At 75.8% G+C, this 15,308-nt stretch carries 11 protein-coding genes and 1 tRNA gene; 9 read left to right on the top strand and 3 right to left on the bottom strand.

From position 1 onward, the window contains the following. Positions 1–237 precede the first annotated feature (237 nt). Complete coding sequence (gene trpS / locus IEY37_RS14260; RefSeq protein ID WP_188942653.1) at positions 238–1,359, top strand: tryptophan--tRNA ligase; 1,122 nt, start codon at positions 238–240, stop codon at positions 1,357–1,359. A 75-nt stretch (positions 1,360–1,434) separates the two neighbouring features. Here trpS and IEY37_RS14255 read toward each other — a convergent pair. Beyond that, a tRNA-His gene (locus IEY37_RS14255) sits at positions 1,435–1,507 on the bottom strand. Between the two features lie 67 nt (positions 1,508–1,574). Then, positions 1,575–2,210, bottom strand: coding sequence for an oligoribonuclease (gene orn / locus IEY37_RS14250; RefSeq protein WP_188942866.1), 636 nt, complete (start codon positions 2,208–2,210; stop codon positions 1,575–1,577). Positions 2,211–2,327: 117 nt separating this feature from the next. On the opposite strand from orn, the gene IEY37_RS14245 reads away from it, so the two are divergent. The 4 genes from IEY37_RS14245 to IEY37_RS14230 all read left to right on the top strand — a co-directional run bounded on the left by IEY37_RS14245 (position 2,328) and on the right by IEY37_RS14230 (position 6,728). Further along, a complete protein-coding gene (locus IEY37_RS14245; protein ID WP_188942651.1) occupies positions 2,328–4,016 on the top strand; it encodes a helicase HerA-like domain-containing protein in 1,689 nt (562 codons plus the stop codon). Between the two features lie 100 nt (positions 4,017–4,116). Continuing rightward, positions 4,117–5,010, top strand: a complete 894-nt coding sequence (locus IEY37_RS14240) for a DUF1542 domain-containing protein (protein ID WP_188942650.1) — start codon at positions 4,117–4,119, stop codon at positions 5,008–5,010. Positions 5,011–5,065: 55 nt separating this feature from the next. Continuing rightward, positions 5,066–6,268 (top strand): low temperature requirement protein A, encoded by a 1,203-nt coding sequence (locus IEY37_RS14235; RefSeq protein ID WP_188942648.1) that lies wholly within the window; start codon positions 5,066–5,068, stop codon positions 6,266–6,268. Positions 6,269–6,374: 106 nt separating this feature from the next. Further along, complete coding sequence (locus IEY37_RS14230) at positions 6,375–6,728, top strand: hypothetical protein (RefSeq protein ID WP_188942646.1); 354 nt, start codon at positions 6,375–6,377, stop codon at positions 6,726–6,728. 176 nt (positions 6,729–6,904) lie between these two features. On the opposite strand, the gene IEY37_RS22815 is transcribed toward IEY37_RS14230, so the two are convergent. Then, positions 6,905–7,237 carry a cytochrome P450 gene (locus IEY37_RS22815; RefSeq protein WP_373298344.1) on the bottom strand — a complete coding sequence of 111 codons (333 nt, stop codon included), beginning with the start codon at positions 7,235–7,237 and terminating at the stop codon, positions 6,905–6,907. Between the two features lie 228 nt (positions 7,238–7,465). On the opposite strand from IEY37_RS22815, the gene IEY37_RS14220 reads away from it, so the two are divergent. The 4 genes from IEY37_RS14220 to IEY37_RS14205 all read left to right on the top strand — a co-directional run bounded on the left by IEY37_RS14220 (position 7,466) and on the right by IEY37_RS14205 (position 15,204). Further along, positions 7,466–9,691, top strand: a complete 2,226-nt coding sequence (locus IEY37_RS14220; protein ID WP_188942642.1) for an RCC1 domain-containing protein — start codon at positions 7,466–7,468, stop codon at positions 9,689–9,691. Between the two features lie 91 nt (positions 9,692–9,782). Then, positions 9,783–13,085 carry an ATP-binding protein gene (locus tag IEY37_RS14215; protein WP_188942640.1) on the top strand — a complete coding sequence of 1,101 codons (3,303 nt, stop codon included), beginning with the start codon at positions 9,783–9,785 and terminating at the stop codon, positions 13,083–13,085. A gap of 257 nt (positions 13,086–13,342) precedes the next feature. Beyond that, positions 13,343–13,846, top strand: coding sequence for a DUF4265 domain-containing protein (locus IEY37_RS14210; RefSeq protein ID WP_188942638.1), 504 nt, complete (start codon positions 13,343–13,345; stop codon positions 13,844–13,846). Further along, positions 13,843–15,204 carry an FAD-binding oxidoreductase gene (locus tag IEY37_RS14205; protein ID WP_188942636.1) on the top strand — a complete coding sequence of 454 codons (1,362 nt, stop codon included), beginning with the start codon at positions 13,843–13,845 and terminating at the stop codon, positions 15,202–15,204. The genes IEY37_RS14210 and IEY37_RS14205 overlap by 4 nt, the downstream gene beginning before the upstream one ends. Positions 15,205–15,308 lie beyond the last annotated feature (104 nt).

Raw genomic sequence — 15,308 nt, 5'->3', positions numbered from 1 at the left:
GCGTGCCCCACGACTGTACAGGGTCGGCTCCGCCAACCCGAAACCGCGGGGCCGGTGGGCTGCTACCGTCGGGGCATGACGTCGAGCACGCCCGCCCTGCGCGGGAGCTGGTGGCGGACCGCATAGGCGGCCGCCCCCTCGACGCACCCCCTCCGGCCGCTCGCTGCAGCGGCCGACGCCTGTCCGCGGGACGGCTCGCCCGGCGAGCATCCCCTCCACGACAGGAGCACCACCACCATGACCAGCGCCACCGGGACCGCGCCCACCGATCCCGCCCCCCTCGATTCCGACGGTGCGACGGAGCTCGCGGACGGCACGGTCGAGGCCGCCACCGCCCGCTCCGCGGATCTGGAACGGCGCATCGCCGCCGACCCGGGCAGGTTCCGGGTGCTGACCGGCGACCGGCCGACCGGCGACCTGCACCTGGGTCACCTGCTCGGCAGCTTGGCCAACCGGGTGCGGCTGCAGGACGCCGGCGTGCCGATCACGGTCGTCATCGCCGACTACCAGGTGATCACCGACCGGGACCACGTCGGCCCGGTCCGCGAGCGGGTGCTCGGCCTGCTGGCGGACTACCTCGCCGCCGGGATGGACCCCGAACGGTCGGTCATCTTCCCGCACTCCGCCGTGCCGGCGCTGCACCAGCTGATGCTGCCGCTGCTGTCCCTGGTCACCGATTCCGAGCTGCGGCGCAACCCCACCGTCAAGGCCGAGCTGGCGGACTCCGGGCGGCCGCTGTCCGGGCTGCTGCTCACCTACCCGGTGCACCAGGCGGCCGACATCCTGTCCATGGCCGGCACTGTCGTCCCCGTCGGCCGGGACCAGCTGCCGCATCTGGAGCTGACCCGGGTGCTGGCCCGGCGGTTCAACGAGCGGTACGGGCCGGTCTTCGCCGAGCCGGAGCCCCTGCTGTCCGCCGTGCCGGTGCTGCTGGGCACCGACGGCCGGAAGATGGCCAAGTCGCGGGGCAATTCGATCGCGCTGTCCGCCACGGCGGACGAGACCGCGGCCGCACTGCGCCGCGCCCGCACCGACTCGCTGCGCACCATCGACTACGACCCCGTCGGCCGGCCCGAGGTGTCGTCGCTGCTGGACCTGGCGGCCGCGCTGGGCGGCACGGACCCGGTCGCGCTGGCCGCCGAGATCGGCGACGGCGGCGCGGCGGAGCTGAAGCGACGCGCGACCGAGGCGGTCAACACGGCGCTGGCACCGCTGCGCGCGCGCCGGCGGGAACTGGTCGCCGATCCCGGGTACCTGCAGGGCGTCCTGGTCGACGGGATCGCGCGCGCCTCGGCCACGGCGGGGGAGACGCTGGCGGCCGTGCGCCGGGCGATGGGGACCGAGTACCTGCCCCACTGACCCCGGGGGCGGCCGGGCGTCGGGCGGGAGACGCAGAGAGCCGCGGGCCCGGTGGGCCCGCGGCTCCCGCTCCGGGGTGAGCGACGGGACTCGAACCCGCGACCACCGGCACCACAAGCCAGTGCTCTACCAACTGAGCTACGCTCACCGCGCTCCGGACGTCGCCGGAACGTCCAGCAGTCTAGCCGACCACGGCGGCCCGTCCGGACCGCCGGTCAGGCGCCGGAGGCCCGCGCCGGAGCGCCGTCCGCGGTGCCCCCGCTCACCCGGGCCGCCGCCTGCTGCGCCTCGTCGCTGGTGGGTCCGGGCGGCGGCACGAAGACCGTCGCCCGGTAGTACGCCAGCTCCCGCACCGACTCGACGATGTCGGCGAGGGCACGGTGCGCCATGCCCTTGACCGGCTGCGAGTAGTAGGTCTTGGGGTACCAGCGCCGGGTGAGCTCCTTGATGCTGGAGACGTCGATCATCCGGTAGTGCAGGTAGCCGTCCAGCTCCGGCATGTCACGCGCGAGGAAGCCGCGGTCGGTGGCGATGGAGTTGCCGGCCAGCGGAGCCGTGCGGGGGTCCGGGACATGGCTGCGGATGTGGTCCAGCACGGTCCGTTCCGCCTCGGCGAGCGTCACGGTGGAGGCGCGGACCGCCTCGGTCAGGCCGGACCGGGCGTGCATGGTCGCGACCACCTCCGGCATGGCGGCGAGCACGTCGTCGCCGGCATGGATGACCACGTCCACCCCGTCGCCGAGGATGTTCAGCTCGCCGTCGGTGACCAGCGCCGCGATCTCGATCAGGGCGTCCCGGCCCAGGTCGAGCCCGGTCATCTCGCAGTCGACCCACACCAGCCGGTCCGTCACCTTGTCCGCCACCGCACCGACCCTAGTCGGCGACGCGCGAGGGACCGCGCGAGCGGGCGCCCGGCGGCGTCGGCTCGTTACGCTTCGCCGACGCCGCGCCGCACCGCAGGAGGTCCGATGTCCGTACCACCACCGGCCGACCCGCCGGCCGCCGCCGCCGATCCCGCCGGGACGGCCACCCGGATCGCCGCCGGGTACGCCACCGACCAGCCCGCGGTGCTGCTCGGCACCGTCGTCGTCGACGGTGTGGTCGACCCATCGGCGCAGGTCCAGGTGCCGTTGTCGATGCTGACCCGGCACGGGCTGGTGGCCGGCGCGACCGGCACCGGCAAGACCAAGACCCTGCAGTTGCTCGCCGAGCAGCTGTCCGCCGCGGGCGTCCCGGTCCTCATGCCGGACGTCAAGGGCGACCTCACCGGCCTGTCCGCGCCCGGGCGGCCGGACGCCCGGACCCAGGCCCGCGCCGCGGACACCGGTGACCGGGACTGGACACCCACCGGCGTCCCCGTCGAGTACCTGTCGCTGGCCGGACAGGGCACCGGTGTCCCGGTGCGGGCCACGCTCGACTCTTTCGGTCCGATCCTGCTGTCCAAGGTGCTGGACCTCAACGAGACGCAGGAGTCGACGCTCGGTCTGATCTTCCACTGGGCCGACTCCCGCAACCTGCCGCTGCTGGACGTGCAGGACCTGCGCGCGGTGATCACCCACCTGACCTCCGACGAGGGCAAGGCCGACCTCCAGGATCTCGGCGGCGTTTCCCGGTCGACGGCCGGCGTGATCCTGCGCGCCGTGACCAACCTGGCGGCCCAGGGCGGCGACACCTTCTTCGGCGAACCGCAGCTGGACGTCGCCGATCTGTTGCGGACGACTCCGGACGGGCGGGGCATCGTCACGCTGCTCGAGGTCGCCGAACTCCGCACCAACCCCGCGCTGTTCTCGACGTTCCTGATGTGGCTGCTCGCCGAGCTGTTCGAGGCGCTGCCCGAGGTCGGCGACGTCGAGCGACCGAAGCTGGTGTTCCTCTTCGACGAGGCCCACCTGCTGTTCGCCGACGCGTCGAAGGCATTCCGGCAGGCGGTGGAGCAGACGGTCAAGCTGATCCGGTCGAAGGGCGTCGGGGTCTTCTTCTCCTCCCAGCTGCCGACCGACATCCCGGGCCCCGTGCTGTCCCAGCTCGGGGCGCGGGTGCAGCATGCGCTGCGGGCTTTCACCCCGGACGACCAGAAGGCACTGGCCGCGACCGTGCGGACCTACCCGACGACCCGCGACTACGACCTGTCCACCGCGCTCACCGGTCTCGGCATCGGCGAGGCCGTGGTCACCGTGCTCAGCGAGCGCGGGGCACCGACGCCGGTGGCGTGGACCCGGGTCCGCGCGCCGCGGTCCCTCATGGGCCCGGCGGACCCGGCCGGGGTGACGGCGGCGGTCGCGGCGTCGCCGCTGCAGTCGCGCTACGGCACGGCCGTCGACCGCGAATCCGCGTACGAGATGCTCGCGGCGCGGCTGGCTCCGCAGGCGCCGCCGCCGGTGGCCGGGCCGGCGCCCACGGACGAGCTGCCGCCGGTCATCCTGCCGCCGATCACGCCGCCCCCGGCCCGGCGCCCGTCGCGACCCGACCCGCGGGACAGCGGCGGCGAACGCCCGCCGTCCCGGACCCGCCACGCCGACCGCGAGGACGCGGGCCCGGCATCGGGGCTCGGTGACCTGCTCAACCCCGCGGTCGGCTCGTTCCTGAGGTCGTTGGGCAGTGCCATGGGCGGCTCGCTCGGCCGCTCGGTGTTCGGCACGCGGCGCCGACGGCGGTGACGGCGGACCGCCGACCCGGACCGGGGCTCGCGCGCCCGGTGCCGGCGGACCGGTGCACCGCAGTCCTGCACGCCACGACCCGTCCAGGAGAGGTGGCCCGGTGAACGCGCTGGTCGTCGTGGTGGTGCTGGTCGTGGTGGTGGCGGTCGTGGTGGTCGTCGCCCAGCGGCGTCGCGCCGCGCGGGCGCGCGAGGAGCTCGACGACGCCCGGGCCGAGGCCCGGCGCTGGATCGAGCGGCTCGGCGGCCAGGTGTACGCCCTGGACGCCGCGGGCGACGCGGCCGCCCGGCAGGCGCTGGCGGACGCGGCGGAACGGTTCACCGCGGCCGGCGGCCAGGTCGACCGGGCCCGCACCGCGGCGCAGGCGCGGCTCGCGCAGCAGACGGCGTACGAGGGCCTGTACTACGTGCGGGCCGCCCGCACCGCACTCGGCCTGGACCCGGGGCCCGAGGTTCCCGCGCTGCCGGGGCAGCAGCGAGCCGGGGCGGTGACCGAGGACCGCCAGGTCGACGTCGACGGGCACCGCTACGAGGCGTCGCCGCAACCGTCCGAGCGGACCAGCCACTACTACCCGGGCGGCGTGGTCGCCGGGCGTCCCGTGCCCGGCGGCTGGTACTCCGAGCCGTGGTGGCGGACGGCCCTGGTCGCCGGCGCCTGGGGCGTCGGCTCCTACCTGGTGGCGTCGGCGCTGTTCGACGGGATGACCGGGTTCGGCGACTCCTGGGCGTACGACGCCGGGTACGACGCGGGCATGGCGCAGGGTGCCGTCGACGGTGCCGGATACGACGGTGCCGGATACGACGGCTCGGGGTACGACGGCGGTGCCGGCGACGGGGGCCCCGGTGACCAGGGCGCGGGCTGGGACGGCGGCGGCGGCGACTGGACCGGCGGCGGCGGCGACTGGGGCGGGGATCCCGGCGGCGGGGACTTCGGCGGCGGGGACTTCGGCGGCGGGGACTTCGGTGGTGGGGACTTCGGTGGTGGCAACAGCTGACGGCGCCGGGGGACGGGTGACCGGGACCGGTCCGCGATCGCCCTGGTACCGGCCGATGCGCGGCCGCGACCCGCGCGAGCCGCACCGGGCGAGCACGCCGCTGGAGCTCCTGTTCGACCTGTGCTTCGTGGTCGCCGTCGCCCGGGCCGGTGCGGCGCTGGAGGCGCAGGTGGAGGCGGGTCACACCGGGCTGGGCGTGGTCGGCTACCTGGCCGCGTTCTTCGCGATCTGGTGGGCGTGGATGAACTTCACCTGGTTCGCCTCGGCCTTCGACACCGACGACGTGCCGTACCGGCTGACCGTGCTGGTGCAGATCGGCGGGTCGCTGGTGCTCGCCGCCGGCATCCGCGACCTGGTGGTCGACGCCGACTCCACCGTCGCGACATGGGGCTACGTCGTCATGCGGGTCGCCATGGTGGTGCAGTGGCTGCGCGCGGCGCGCTCGGATCCCGCCCACCGCGGCACGGCGGCGCGGTATGCGGCGGGCGTGCTTGCCGTGCAGGTCGGGTGGCTGGTGCGGCTCTCGCTGCCGCACGACTGGTGGCTGTGGACCTTCGGGGTGCTGGTCGTCGTGGAGCTCGCGGTACCGGCGTGGGCGGAGCGGCGGATCCGGACCACCTACCACCCCCGGCACGTCAGCGAGCGGTACGGGCTGTTCACGGTGATCGTGCTCGGCGAGGCGGTGACCGCAGCGGCCGGGGCCGTGGAGTCGGCGGTCGACCAGGACGGCCACCGCGCGGAACTGACCGTGGTCGCGGTGTCGGGGCTGGTGGTGCTGTTCGCCATCTGGTGGCTCTACTTCGACCAGCCGGAGACCCGCCGCCTCGGATCGCTCCGGACGGCGCTGGCGTGGGGGTACGGGCACTACGCCGTCTTCAGCTCCATCGCGGCCGTCGGCGCGGGGCTGGCGCTGTCGGTGGCGGCGCTGTCCGGGTCGGGCGGGGAGGAGCACCACCTGTCGGCCACCACCGCCCACGCGGTGCTGACCGTGCCGGTGGCCGTCTTCCTGCTCGCCAAGCTGGCCCTGCACGAACACGACCCGGCCGCCTCGGGGGAGCGCGTGATGGCGGTGGCCATCCCGGTGACGGCCGCGCTGGTGCTGGCCGTCACCTGGACCGCGGCCGCGGTCCCGGTCACCGCCGTGCTGGTGGCGGCCCTGCTGGCGCTGCAGCTGGCCGTCACCCGGGGGACGCGGACGGCGGCGCACTCCGGGCGGGCGAGCCGAGCCGGACGCCGCCCGGCCGGTCCGGCACGCTGACCGCCGACTGGTCCCGGGTTGGTCACCACGGTCCCGGGGTATCGCCCCGGCGACCCGTTCCGATCACCGGCGGCCGCGCGGCCGCCCCGTCCAGGAGGAGGAGACGATGACCGGACCCGACCCGTCGTCCGGCGGCACGCTGGAGGGCCGCTGGCAGGAAGGCGTCGACCCCGTCGCCTCGTCGCTCACGCCGAGCGCCGCGGCGGCCGAGGACGGCGAGACGGACTTGTCGCCGGACGCCCTGCTGCCCGGCGAGGAGGCATTGATCGCGGACGAGCCGGGGGTGGACCTCGGCGACGCCCCGGCCGGCGACCGGGGCCCGGGCGACGCCGGGATCGACCCCGACACCGCGGACGACCTCGACGACGACGGAGTGTTCGTCGGCGACGAGCCGCTGACCGCCGACGACGCACCGCCGCCCGAGCCGGAGTTGACCGAGCGCGTCGGCGACGAGGCCTGACGCCACCCCTCGCGTGGCGTCCACGAGGCCCGGACCGGCGGTCCGGGCCCCGGGTCATTCCGGCAGCAGGACGACTCCGCTGGCCGGACGGGTTGGCATGCGCCCCAGGTCGGCGGTCAGGCCCTGGGGCGCGAGCCGGTGCGGCCACCCCGCCAGGGTGGTGACGGTGAGCCGACTCATGGGGACCCCCTCGCCGGGGCAGCGGTGCCCGTGGTCCGGATCCCCGCCGCCCTGCGGGACGACGTGGTCGGACACCGACGCCTGGGATCGGTGGCGAAGCGGTCCGGCCGGAACCTCTGCGGATCGGTCCAGTGACGGGCGTCGGTGCCGGTGCCGGTGACGTCGAGCAGGATCCGGTGGCCCGGCCGGTGTCCGTGCCACTTCATGTCGCGTCGGACCTTGGCGGCGAGCGTCGGGACGGACGGTGTGGTCCGCCGGACCTCGTGGGCCAAGGCCACGGCCGCCGGGCGGTCCGTCCACGGCCGGTTTCCCGCGCGACCGGGGGTCATTCCCGGTACCGCGTGCGCGTGGTCCAGGTCTTTTTCGGGGAGCAGCTCCAGATCTTGCCGAGGACGCCGAGCGCGCACGGACGAGGGGCTGTCCGAACACGGGCGCGCAGGGAAGTCCACGGCCAGTGGGGTGATATCCGCGCGAGCGACACACGGACGGGTGGTCGCACGGGTGTCGGCGAGTCAATCCGGCCACGGAGAGCGAAGCCGCCCGATACATTCCCGATCATGCCCAAACCTGTGACGGCCGCCGTTCCCGGCCCCGGCCGCCCCGTCCGGCGCCGCACCGGCATCCCGGCGCTCGCCGGCTGCGGCCTGCTCCTCGCCGGCCTGCTGACAGCGGTCGCGCCCACCGCCGCCGCGGCCTCGACGCCGGTCCCGGAGACGGCTGCGCCGGTGGCGGCCGCGGTCGCCACCGCGGCGCCGGCCGGTGGGTTCGTGCCCGTCCCGGCCGCCCGGCTGCTCGACACCGTCGCCGACATCGGCCGCGCCGCGCCGCTCGGCGCCGGACGGAGCCTGTCCGTGCAGGTGGCCGGTCGTGCCGGTATCCCCGCCACCGGCGTGGCGGCGGTGACGGTCCGGCTGACCGCACTCGCTCCTTCGGCGCCGGGCTGGTTGGCGGCCTACGCGCACGGCACCGCGCGACCGCGCACGACGGCCCTCAACTGGGCTGCCGGCCGATCGACCGGCAGCGCGGCAACCGTCGCGGTGTCCGCGGACGGCCGCATCGACCTCACCAACCTCGGCGGCCGCCCCGTGGACCTGGCCGTCGACGTCTCCGGGTACTTCGCCGCCGGCCGGGTCACCGCGGCGGGCGCTTTCGTGCCGGTCACGCCGGCGCGCTCGCTCGACACCCGCGCCGGTATCGGTGCCTCCCGCGCCGACTGGGCCGACGTCCCCGCGGGCTCCGGCCGCACCCTGAGCTGGCAGCTCGCCGGCCGGACGGGCGTGCCGCTCGGTGCCGGGGCTGCCGTCGTCTCGCTGACCGCCACGAACGCCACCGGACCCGGCCGCGTCTCGGCGGTGGAGTCCGACGGGCGGCACGCCGGCATCGACCGGGTCGACGAGCTGACCGCGGTCGTGCCGGTGCGCGGGTTGGCGGTGGACGCCGGCGCTGCCGCGACCGACCTGTTCGTGGTGCCGCTGGCCGCCGACGGCCTCGCCACGGTCGACGCCGCCGGCCTCGACTCGGTCGACGTCATCGTCGACGTGGTGGGCTACCTGCGCGGCGGGCCGGCCACCACGCCCGGCAGCTACCAGCCGCTGCCGGCGGCTCGGGTCCGTACCGGCACCGTGGCAGCCGGGAGCACGACGGTGCTCCGGCTCCCGGTGCCCGCAGGATCCACCGCAGTGCTCACCGTCGACGCCGGTGACGTCTCCGCTCCCGGGGCGCTGTTCGCATACCCGCACGGCACCCGGCGGCCGTCCGCGGCCCTCGGGGTGCTCGCAGCCGGGCGCCCGACGGCCACCACCGCACTGGTGCGGGTGTCCACCGGAGGGACGGTGGACGTCGCGAACGTCTCCGGCGGTGCCGTGGACCTGACCGTGGACCTGCTCGGCTACTTCCGGGAGTGCGCGCCGTCGCCGCGGACCGTCTGGTCGTGGGGGGACAACACCGACGGGCAGCTCGGCCAGGGATCGTCCTCCGCGGGCTCGTCGGTGCCGGCTCCGGTCGCGGCCCTCCGCGACGTCCGGGCGGTCGACGGCTCCGGGCGGTCCGCCTTCGCCATCCGGACCGACGGATCGCTGTGGGCCTGGGGCAAGAACAGCAACGACGACGACGCCTTCTCCGGCGGGCAGCTCGGTGACGGCACGGCCGTCGACCGCTGGACCCCGGTCCGCGTCCGGACCGTGCACGACGTGACGCAGGTCGTGAGCGACGGCGAGTCGACCTACGCCCTCCAGGCCGACGGCACGGTGTGGTCGTGGGGCGCCGGTACGGCCGTCCCGGGCGCCGAGCCGGACGACCCGATCACCGCCAGCGAGCCGGTGCGCGTCGCGGGACTCGGCTCCGTGGTGTCGATCTCCACGGACTACCCGGCGGTGTACGCGGTGCGCGGTGACGGCACGGTGTGGTCCTGGCGGCAGTTCCCGGGCAGCGTCCCGGCCCCGGTCGCCGGTCTGACGGGTATCCGCGCCGTCTCCGGCAGCACGCTGCTGCGGACCGACGGGCGGGTCCAGGTCGGCACCGCTCCGGTCCCGGGTCTGACGAACATCACGGCGATCGACGGCCCGTACGCACTGCGGTCGGACGGCACCGTGTGGACCCGCGACGCGGTGCAGGTGCCCGGACTCACCGGGGTCCGTCAGCTCGGCAGCGGCCACGCCGTCACGTCGACCGGTGCGCTCTGGCGACTGGACGGCGCGTCGGTCCCGCAGCGGGTCGACCGGTTGCCGCGGATCGCGGCAGTCGCCGGGACGGCCGGCAGCGCGATGTTCGTGGTCTCCGGCTGAGCGGAGCGGCGGACATCCCGTCCGGCGGGCGCGGGGATCGAGTGGCCGGCGCCCCTGGGGGATTAGACCATTCGCGTGTTATCGTCCGAAAATGTCGGATCGGCTCCGATTCCGGGTGCTGGGGCCGCTGGAGGTGCGGCGGGCGGACGGCTCCCCGGTCGACCTCGGCGGGCCGCAGCCCCGGCTGGTGCTCATGCGGCTGCTGCTGGCGCAGGGGCGGGTGGTCGGCACCGACGCGCTGATGGATGCCCTGTGGGGTGCCGAGCACCCGGGGACCGCGCAGGGCACCCTGCAGTCCTACATCTCGCGGCTGCGGCGGGCGCTGGGGCCGGACGGTCCGGCCCTCTTGCGCCGCGAGTCGGTGGGCTACCGGCTCGCCGTGACCGCCGACCAGGTGGACGCCCGCCGGTTCGAGGACCTCGCGACGGAGGGCGCGCGTCTGCTGGCGTCCGGCGAGCCCGCCGCCGCCGCCGGGGTGCTGCACGACGCGTTGGCGCTGTGGTCCGGCGTCGACCCGGACACGCAGGTGCTGGCCGACGCCGAGGGCGTCGGCGCCGCGTGGGTCCGGTGGCAGGAGCGCCGGCTGGCCGCGCTCGAGGACCTGTACGACGCCGAGCTGCGGCTGGGCCGGGCGTCCGCGATCGTCGCCGACCTCCGTGACGCCGTGGCTCGGAACCCGTTGCGGGAGCGACTGCGCGGGCTGCTGGCCCTGGCCCTGTACCGGTCGGGGCGGCAGGCCGATGCGCTCGCCGTGCTGGACGAGGGCCGCCGGGTCCTCGACGAGGAACTCGGCCTGGAGCCCAGCCGGGAGCTGCGGGACCTGCGGCGGCACATCCTGCAGCAGCACGCGGACCTCGACCTGGTGCGCGGGACCGCGCCGGCCCGGGTGCCCGTCGGATCGGCCGTCGGGAGCGGGCCGGGGGCGGCACCGCCGGACACGGGGCCCGGCGGTACGTCCCCGGACCGTCCGGGTGCCGGACCCACCGACGGCCGGGCGGAAGCCGCCGTGCACCCCGGCATCCCGCCCACCCCGGCCCTGATCGGCCGGACGGCCGAGCTGTCGACGTTGCGGGCGGCGTGGCAGGAGGTCCTCACCCGGCGCAGCGCCCGGTTCGTCGTGGTCGAAGGCGAGCCGGGGATGGGCAAGACCTCGCTGGCGCAGGAGCTGCTGCACGAGGCGGAACGTGCCGGGGCCGCGGTGCTGTCCGTCGGCACCCTGGAGAACGGTGCGGCGCCGGCCTACGGACCGTGGCTGCACCTGGTCCGGCTGGCCCGCGCCCGGTCCGGCGCGGCCACCGTCGCGGCGCCGTCCCCGACCGGGGCCCGCACCCCGGGGTCGCCGGTCCCCGCCGATCCGTTCGAGGACACCGATCAGCTCCGCGGCGGGTCGCCGGCCGCCGTCGCTTCCGCGCTCGCCGACGGCGTCGCGCACACGCTGGCCGAGGTGGCCGGCGCCCGGGGCGCGGTGGTGCTGCTGGAGGACCTGCAGTGGGCCGACCCGGCGTCGCTGGACCTGCTCGGCGGGCTCGGGGCACGGCTGTCCGCCGCGCCGGTGCTGGTGCTGACCACCGTGCGGGAACTCGAGGTCGGCCGGGACGACGCGGTCGTCGAGGCGCTCGCGCAGTTGACCCGGCAGGTGGGAACCCGCCGCATCCGGCTCCGCGGCATGGCGTGGACCGAATCCCGCGAACTGATCCGGATGACGGCCGGCGCGGTGCCCGACAGCGTGGTCACCGCCGTCCACGCCCGGTCCGAGGGCAACCCGTTCTTCACCACCGAGCTGGCCCGGATGATGGGGGAGGAGGGCGCGCTGGCCGCGCCCTCACCGGCTGCCGCGCCGATCCCGACCGGTGTCCGGGACGTCTTGCTCCGCCGGGTGTCCCGGTTGCCGGAGTGCACGAGGCGGGTGCTCGAGGTGGCGGCCGTGCTGGGTCGCCAGGTCGACGTCGCCCTGCTGGCTGCGGTTGCCGACGTGCCGCTCGACGCCTGCCTCGACGACCTCGAACCCGCGTTGGTCGCGCGGTTGCTCGACATGCCGGTCGCCGAGCCGGGTACCGTCCGCTTCACCCACGCCCTGGTCCGGGAGGCGTTGGCGGACAACATGTCGGCGTTGCGTCGTGCCCGTCTGCACCTGCGGGCCGCCGACGGCATCCTGTCCTCTGTCGGCGAGAACGACGACACCGCCGAGATCATCGCCGAACACCTGTGGCACGCCGCGTCCGTCGGGGCCGGGGGCCGGGCGGCCACGGCCCTGGAGCGGGCCGCGCAGGTGGCCCTCAAGCGGCAGGCCCTGGTCAGCGCCGAGTCGCTGCTGAGCCGCTCCGCGGCGCTGTACCGGGCGGCGTCCGCGGAGGGCGGCCGGGCCGAGCTCCGGGTGCTGCGCCAGCTGGGGTTCGTCGGCGCCGCGCTGCACGGCTACGGGGTGAACGCCGACTCCGCACTGATCCGGCGCGCCCGGGAGCTCGCCCGGTCCACCGACCAGGTGGACGTGCTGCTCGACCTCATCTGGGCGGACTGGGCCGGCTGCGACACCGGCGGGGACTCGGTGCGCGGCGAGCGGCTCGTGCAGGAGGCCGAGGCGCTGGTGCGGCACGTCGACAGCCCGCTGCTGCAGGGCGCTGTCGCGGCCATGCGCGCCTTCGCCGAACGCCACCAGGGCCGCATGGTCAGCGCCCTGGCCAGGATCGAGGACGCGATCCGGCTGTTCCGCGAAGCCGGCGACGCCACCGAGGCCGCCTTCTACCTGAACAGCTTCATCACCTCGATCGGGTACCGGGAATGGGTGACCGCGCTGGTCTCCGGCATCGACCGCAACCGGCTCGAGCACGAGTACCACGCCCAGGACATGCCTTTCGGGCGGATCGTCATCGGCCTGTTCGGCGCGGCCGCGTCGCTGGCCGCCGGCGACGACGACGGTGTCGTCCTGTGGGCGCGGCGGATGACGTCCGCGGACCCGGAGATGGTGCTCAGCTTCTGGTCCTCCGCCGGCGAGCTGTACACGGCGGTCGCCGTGGTACAGCGCGGGGACGTCGAGGACGGCCTGGCGCTGCTGCACTCCGGACACGAGCACATGCGGCAGAGCGGCGCGCGCACCATGATCTCGGGGATCTTCGCCGCGGTGTCGCAGGCGCTGTCGCAGCAGGGCCGGCTCGACCAGGCCCGCGAGTACCTGGACCGCGCCGAGGTCGAGCTGTCCGAGACCGGCGAGCTGGCCTACCGGCCGTACCTGATGCTGGCGGCGGCGCACCTGCACCGTGCGCGCGGCGAGACCGCCGCCGCCGAGGCCGCGTTCGACGAGGCGGAGGCCACGGCGGCCGCCCACGGCAGCGGGGCCGCCGTCGCCCGCATCCGTCGGGAGCGTCACGCGCCCCCCGGCGCCCGCCGCCGGGACTGACGGCGGTGCCGCGCTTGCACCGGGCTTGACGGCTCCTTGACGTCGCCCCGGGCCGGCCCCCGCCGACCTGCGGTTCCGCGTGTGGATCCCTCCCCGCGAGGCGCCGCCAGCGGCCTGCAGGTCGCCGCCAAGCGCCGCCCTGCACTCTCCGTCGTGCCGGAGGAACCCCGGCGGCCGGACCTCCGTCGAACGGGGCACCTGCCGCCGGACGGCCCTCCGTCCCGGCCCATCCCGCTCCCGCGAAAGGCGAGACAACCGTGTCCACCCACGATCCCGAGGTCGCCTCCACCGCCGTACGGCAGTGCGGCGCCCAGGTCACCGTCCTGTTCCAACTCCGGCCCGACGACGACTGGCCGCCGTTCCTGGCCGAGCCGCTGACCGGCCGGCTGGTCACGCCGTTCCTCGTCGAGATCACCGCCGCACCGCGGTACGCCCAGGGCGTCAGCCGCGGCGACGTGGTGGCCGTCTCGATGGACGGGGCGAACTTCGTCGGCCGGCACGTGCGCACTCCCGGTGGGCACGCCACCGTGCACGTCGTCGCCGCCACCGACGCCGAGTTGGCTCCCGTCCGCGAGGTGCTCGTGGACCTCGGCGCGACCGTCGAGACCGCCGGGGACGTCTCGATGCTGGTCGTCGACATCCCGCCGCACGTCGAGCTGCCCGCGGTGGAAAGGGTTCTCGCCGCCGCCGTGTCGATGACGTGCGACTACGAGATCTCCCATGCCCGGCCGGCCCGCGACCGTCAGGCGGGCTCCCGATGACCGTCGCGCTGGACCTGGAGAGCCTGGCCGCCACGCTGGCCGGGACGGTCGTCACGCCCGCGGACCCCGAGTGGCCGTCGGCCCGGATGGCCTGGAACCTGGCGGTCGACCAGCAGCCCGCCTTCGTGGTGCAGGTGGCCGACGCCGACGACGTCGCCGCGGTGGTCCGGTACGCCGGCGCCGCCGGCCTGCGGGTCACCCCGCAGGGCACCGGCCACAACGCCGCGCCGCTGGGCGACCTGTCCTCGACCATCCTGCTGCGCACCGACCGCCTGCAGGAGGTGACGGTGGATCCGGCCGCGCGGCGCGTGCGGATCGGCGCCGGCGTGGTCTGGTCGCAGGTCACCGAGGCGCTCCGGCCGCACGGGCTGACCGCGCTGGCCGGGTCGGCCCCGGACGTCGGCGTGGTGGGGTACACCCTCGGTGGCGGCTACAGCTGGCTGGCTCGCAAGTACGGCCTGGCGGCGTCCCGGGTGCAGGCCGTGGAGCTGGTGACCGGCGACGGCACCTTCTGCCGCGTCGACCGCGACCACCGGCCGGAGCTGTTCCGGGCCGTTCGTGGCGGCGGCGCCAACCTGGGCGTCGTGTGCGCCCTGGAGTTCGACGTTCTCCCGCTGTCCCAGGTGTACGCGGGCTGGCTGATGTTCCCGCTGGATCGTGCCCGCGAGGTCCTCGACGGGTACCGGGCGTGGACCGACGGGCTCGACGAGGCGGCCACCACCTGCGTGCGGTTGCTTCGGATCCCGCCGCTGCCGGACCTGCCGGACTTCCTGAGCGGCCGGTCCTTCGCGATGGTCGACGGGGCGGTCGACCTGCCCGAGGCCGAGGCGGCCGAGCTGCTGGCACCGCTGCGGGCACTCGGTCCGGTGATCGACACGTTCGCCCCGATGTCCACGGCCGACCTGGGCCAGCTGCACATGGACCCGCCCGGACCCGCGCCGGCCTGCGGGGACGGCTTCGTCCTCGACGACCTGCCGTCCGCGGCCGTCGACGTCCTGATGGAGTTGGCGGGACCGGGCGTCGACACGCCGCTGCTGCTGGTCGACCTGCGCCACCTGGGCGGTGCGCTGGCCCGACGGGACCCGGACGGCGGGGCCGTCGACCACCTGCCGGGACGGTTCCTCGGCTTCACCGGCGGCATGGTGCCCGTCCCGGAGGCGTTGCCGGTGGTCCGGGCGGCCGTGCACCGGTTGGTCGACGCGGTCCAGCCGTGGCGATCGGGGCGCGACTACCTCAACTTCCGGGAGGCCGCCGACGACCCCGCACGGTTCTTCGACCCGGCCACCCTGCAGCTGCTGCGCGCGTTGCGGGCCGAGCTGGACCCGGCCGGGGTCCTGCGCAGCAACCACGCCTTCTGAGCGTCCGCCGGCCGGTCCCGGAGGCCGGCCGGCGGGGCCGGCCGGCCGGCGGGACGGTGACGCGACGGGCCGGCCGGCGGGACGGTGACGGACCGCGACGGGTG

The sequence above is a fragment of the Nakamurella endophytica genome (assembly GCF_014646215.1).
GTDB lineage: Bacteria > Actinomycetota > Actinomycetes > Mycobacteriales > Nakamurellaceae > Nakamurella > Nakamurella endophytica.
Note: the sequence above shows the minus strand (reverse complement) of the source record. Positions and strands in the feature narration are given on the sequence as shown.

Bases quoted from the DNA above. Each gene is read 5' to 3' on its own strand.
- trpS (WP_188942653.1), top strand. From the start codon at position 238: ATGACCAGCGCCACCGGGACCGCGCCCACCGATCCCGCCCCCCTCGAT.
- IEY37_RS14245 (WP_188942651.1), top strand. From the start codon at position 2,328: ATGTCCGTACCACCACCGGCCGACCCGCCGGCCGCCGCCGCCGATCCC.
- IEY37_RS14215 (WP_188942640.1), top strand. From the start codon at position 9,783: ATGTCGGATCGGCTCCGATTCCGGGTGCTGGGGCCGCTGGAGGTGCGG.
- IEY37_RS14220 (WP_188942642.1), top strand. From the start codon at position 7,466: ATGCCCAAACCTGTGACGGCCGCCGTTCCCGGCCCCGGCCGCCCCGTC.
- IEY37_RS14205 (WP_188942636.1), top strand. From the start codon at position 13,843: ATGACCGTCGCGCTGGACCTGGAGAGCCTGGCCGCCACGCTGGCCGGG.
- IEY37_RS14230 (WP_188942646.1), top strand. From the start codon at position 6,375: ATGACCGGACCCGACCCGTCGTCCGGCGGCACGCTGGAGGGCCGCTGG.
- IEY37_RS22815 (WP_373298344.1), bottom strand. From the start codon at position 7,237: ATGACCCCCGGTCGCGCGGGAAACCGGCCGTGGACGGACCGCCCGGCG.
- IEY37_RS14235 (WP_188942648.1), top strand. From the start codon at position 5,066: ATGCGCGGCCGCGACCCGCGCGAGCCGCACCGGGCGAGCACGCCGCTG.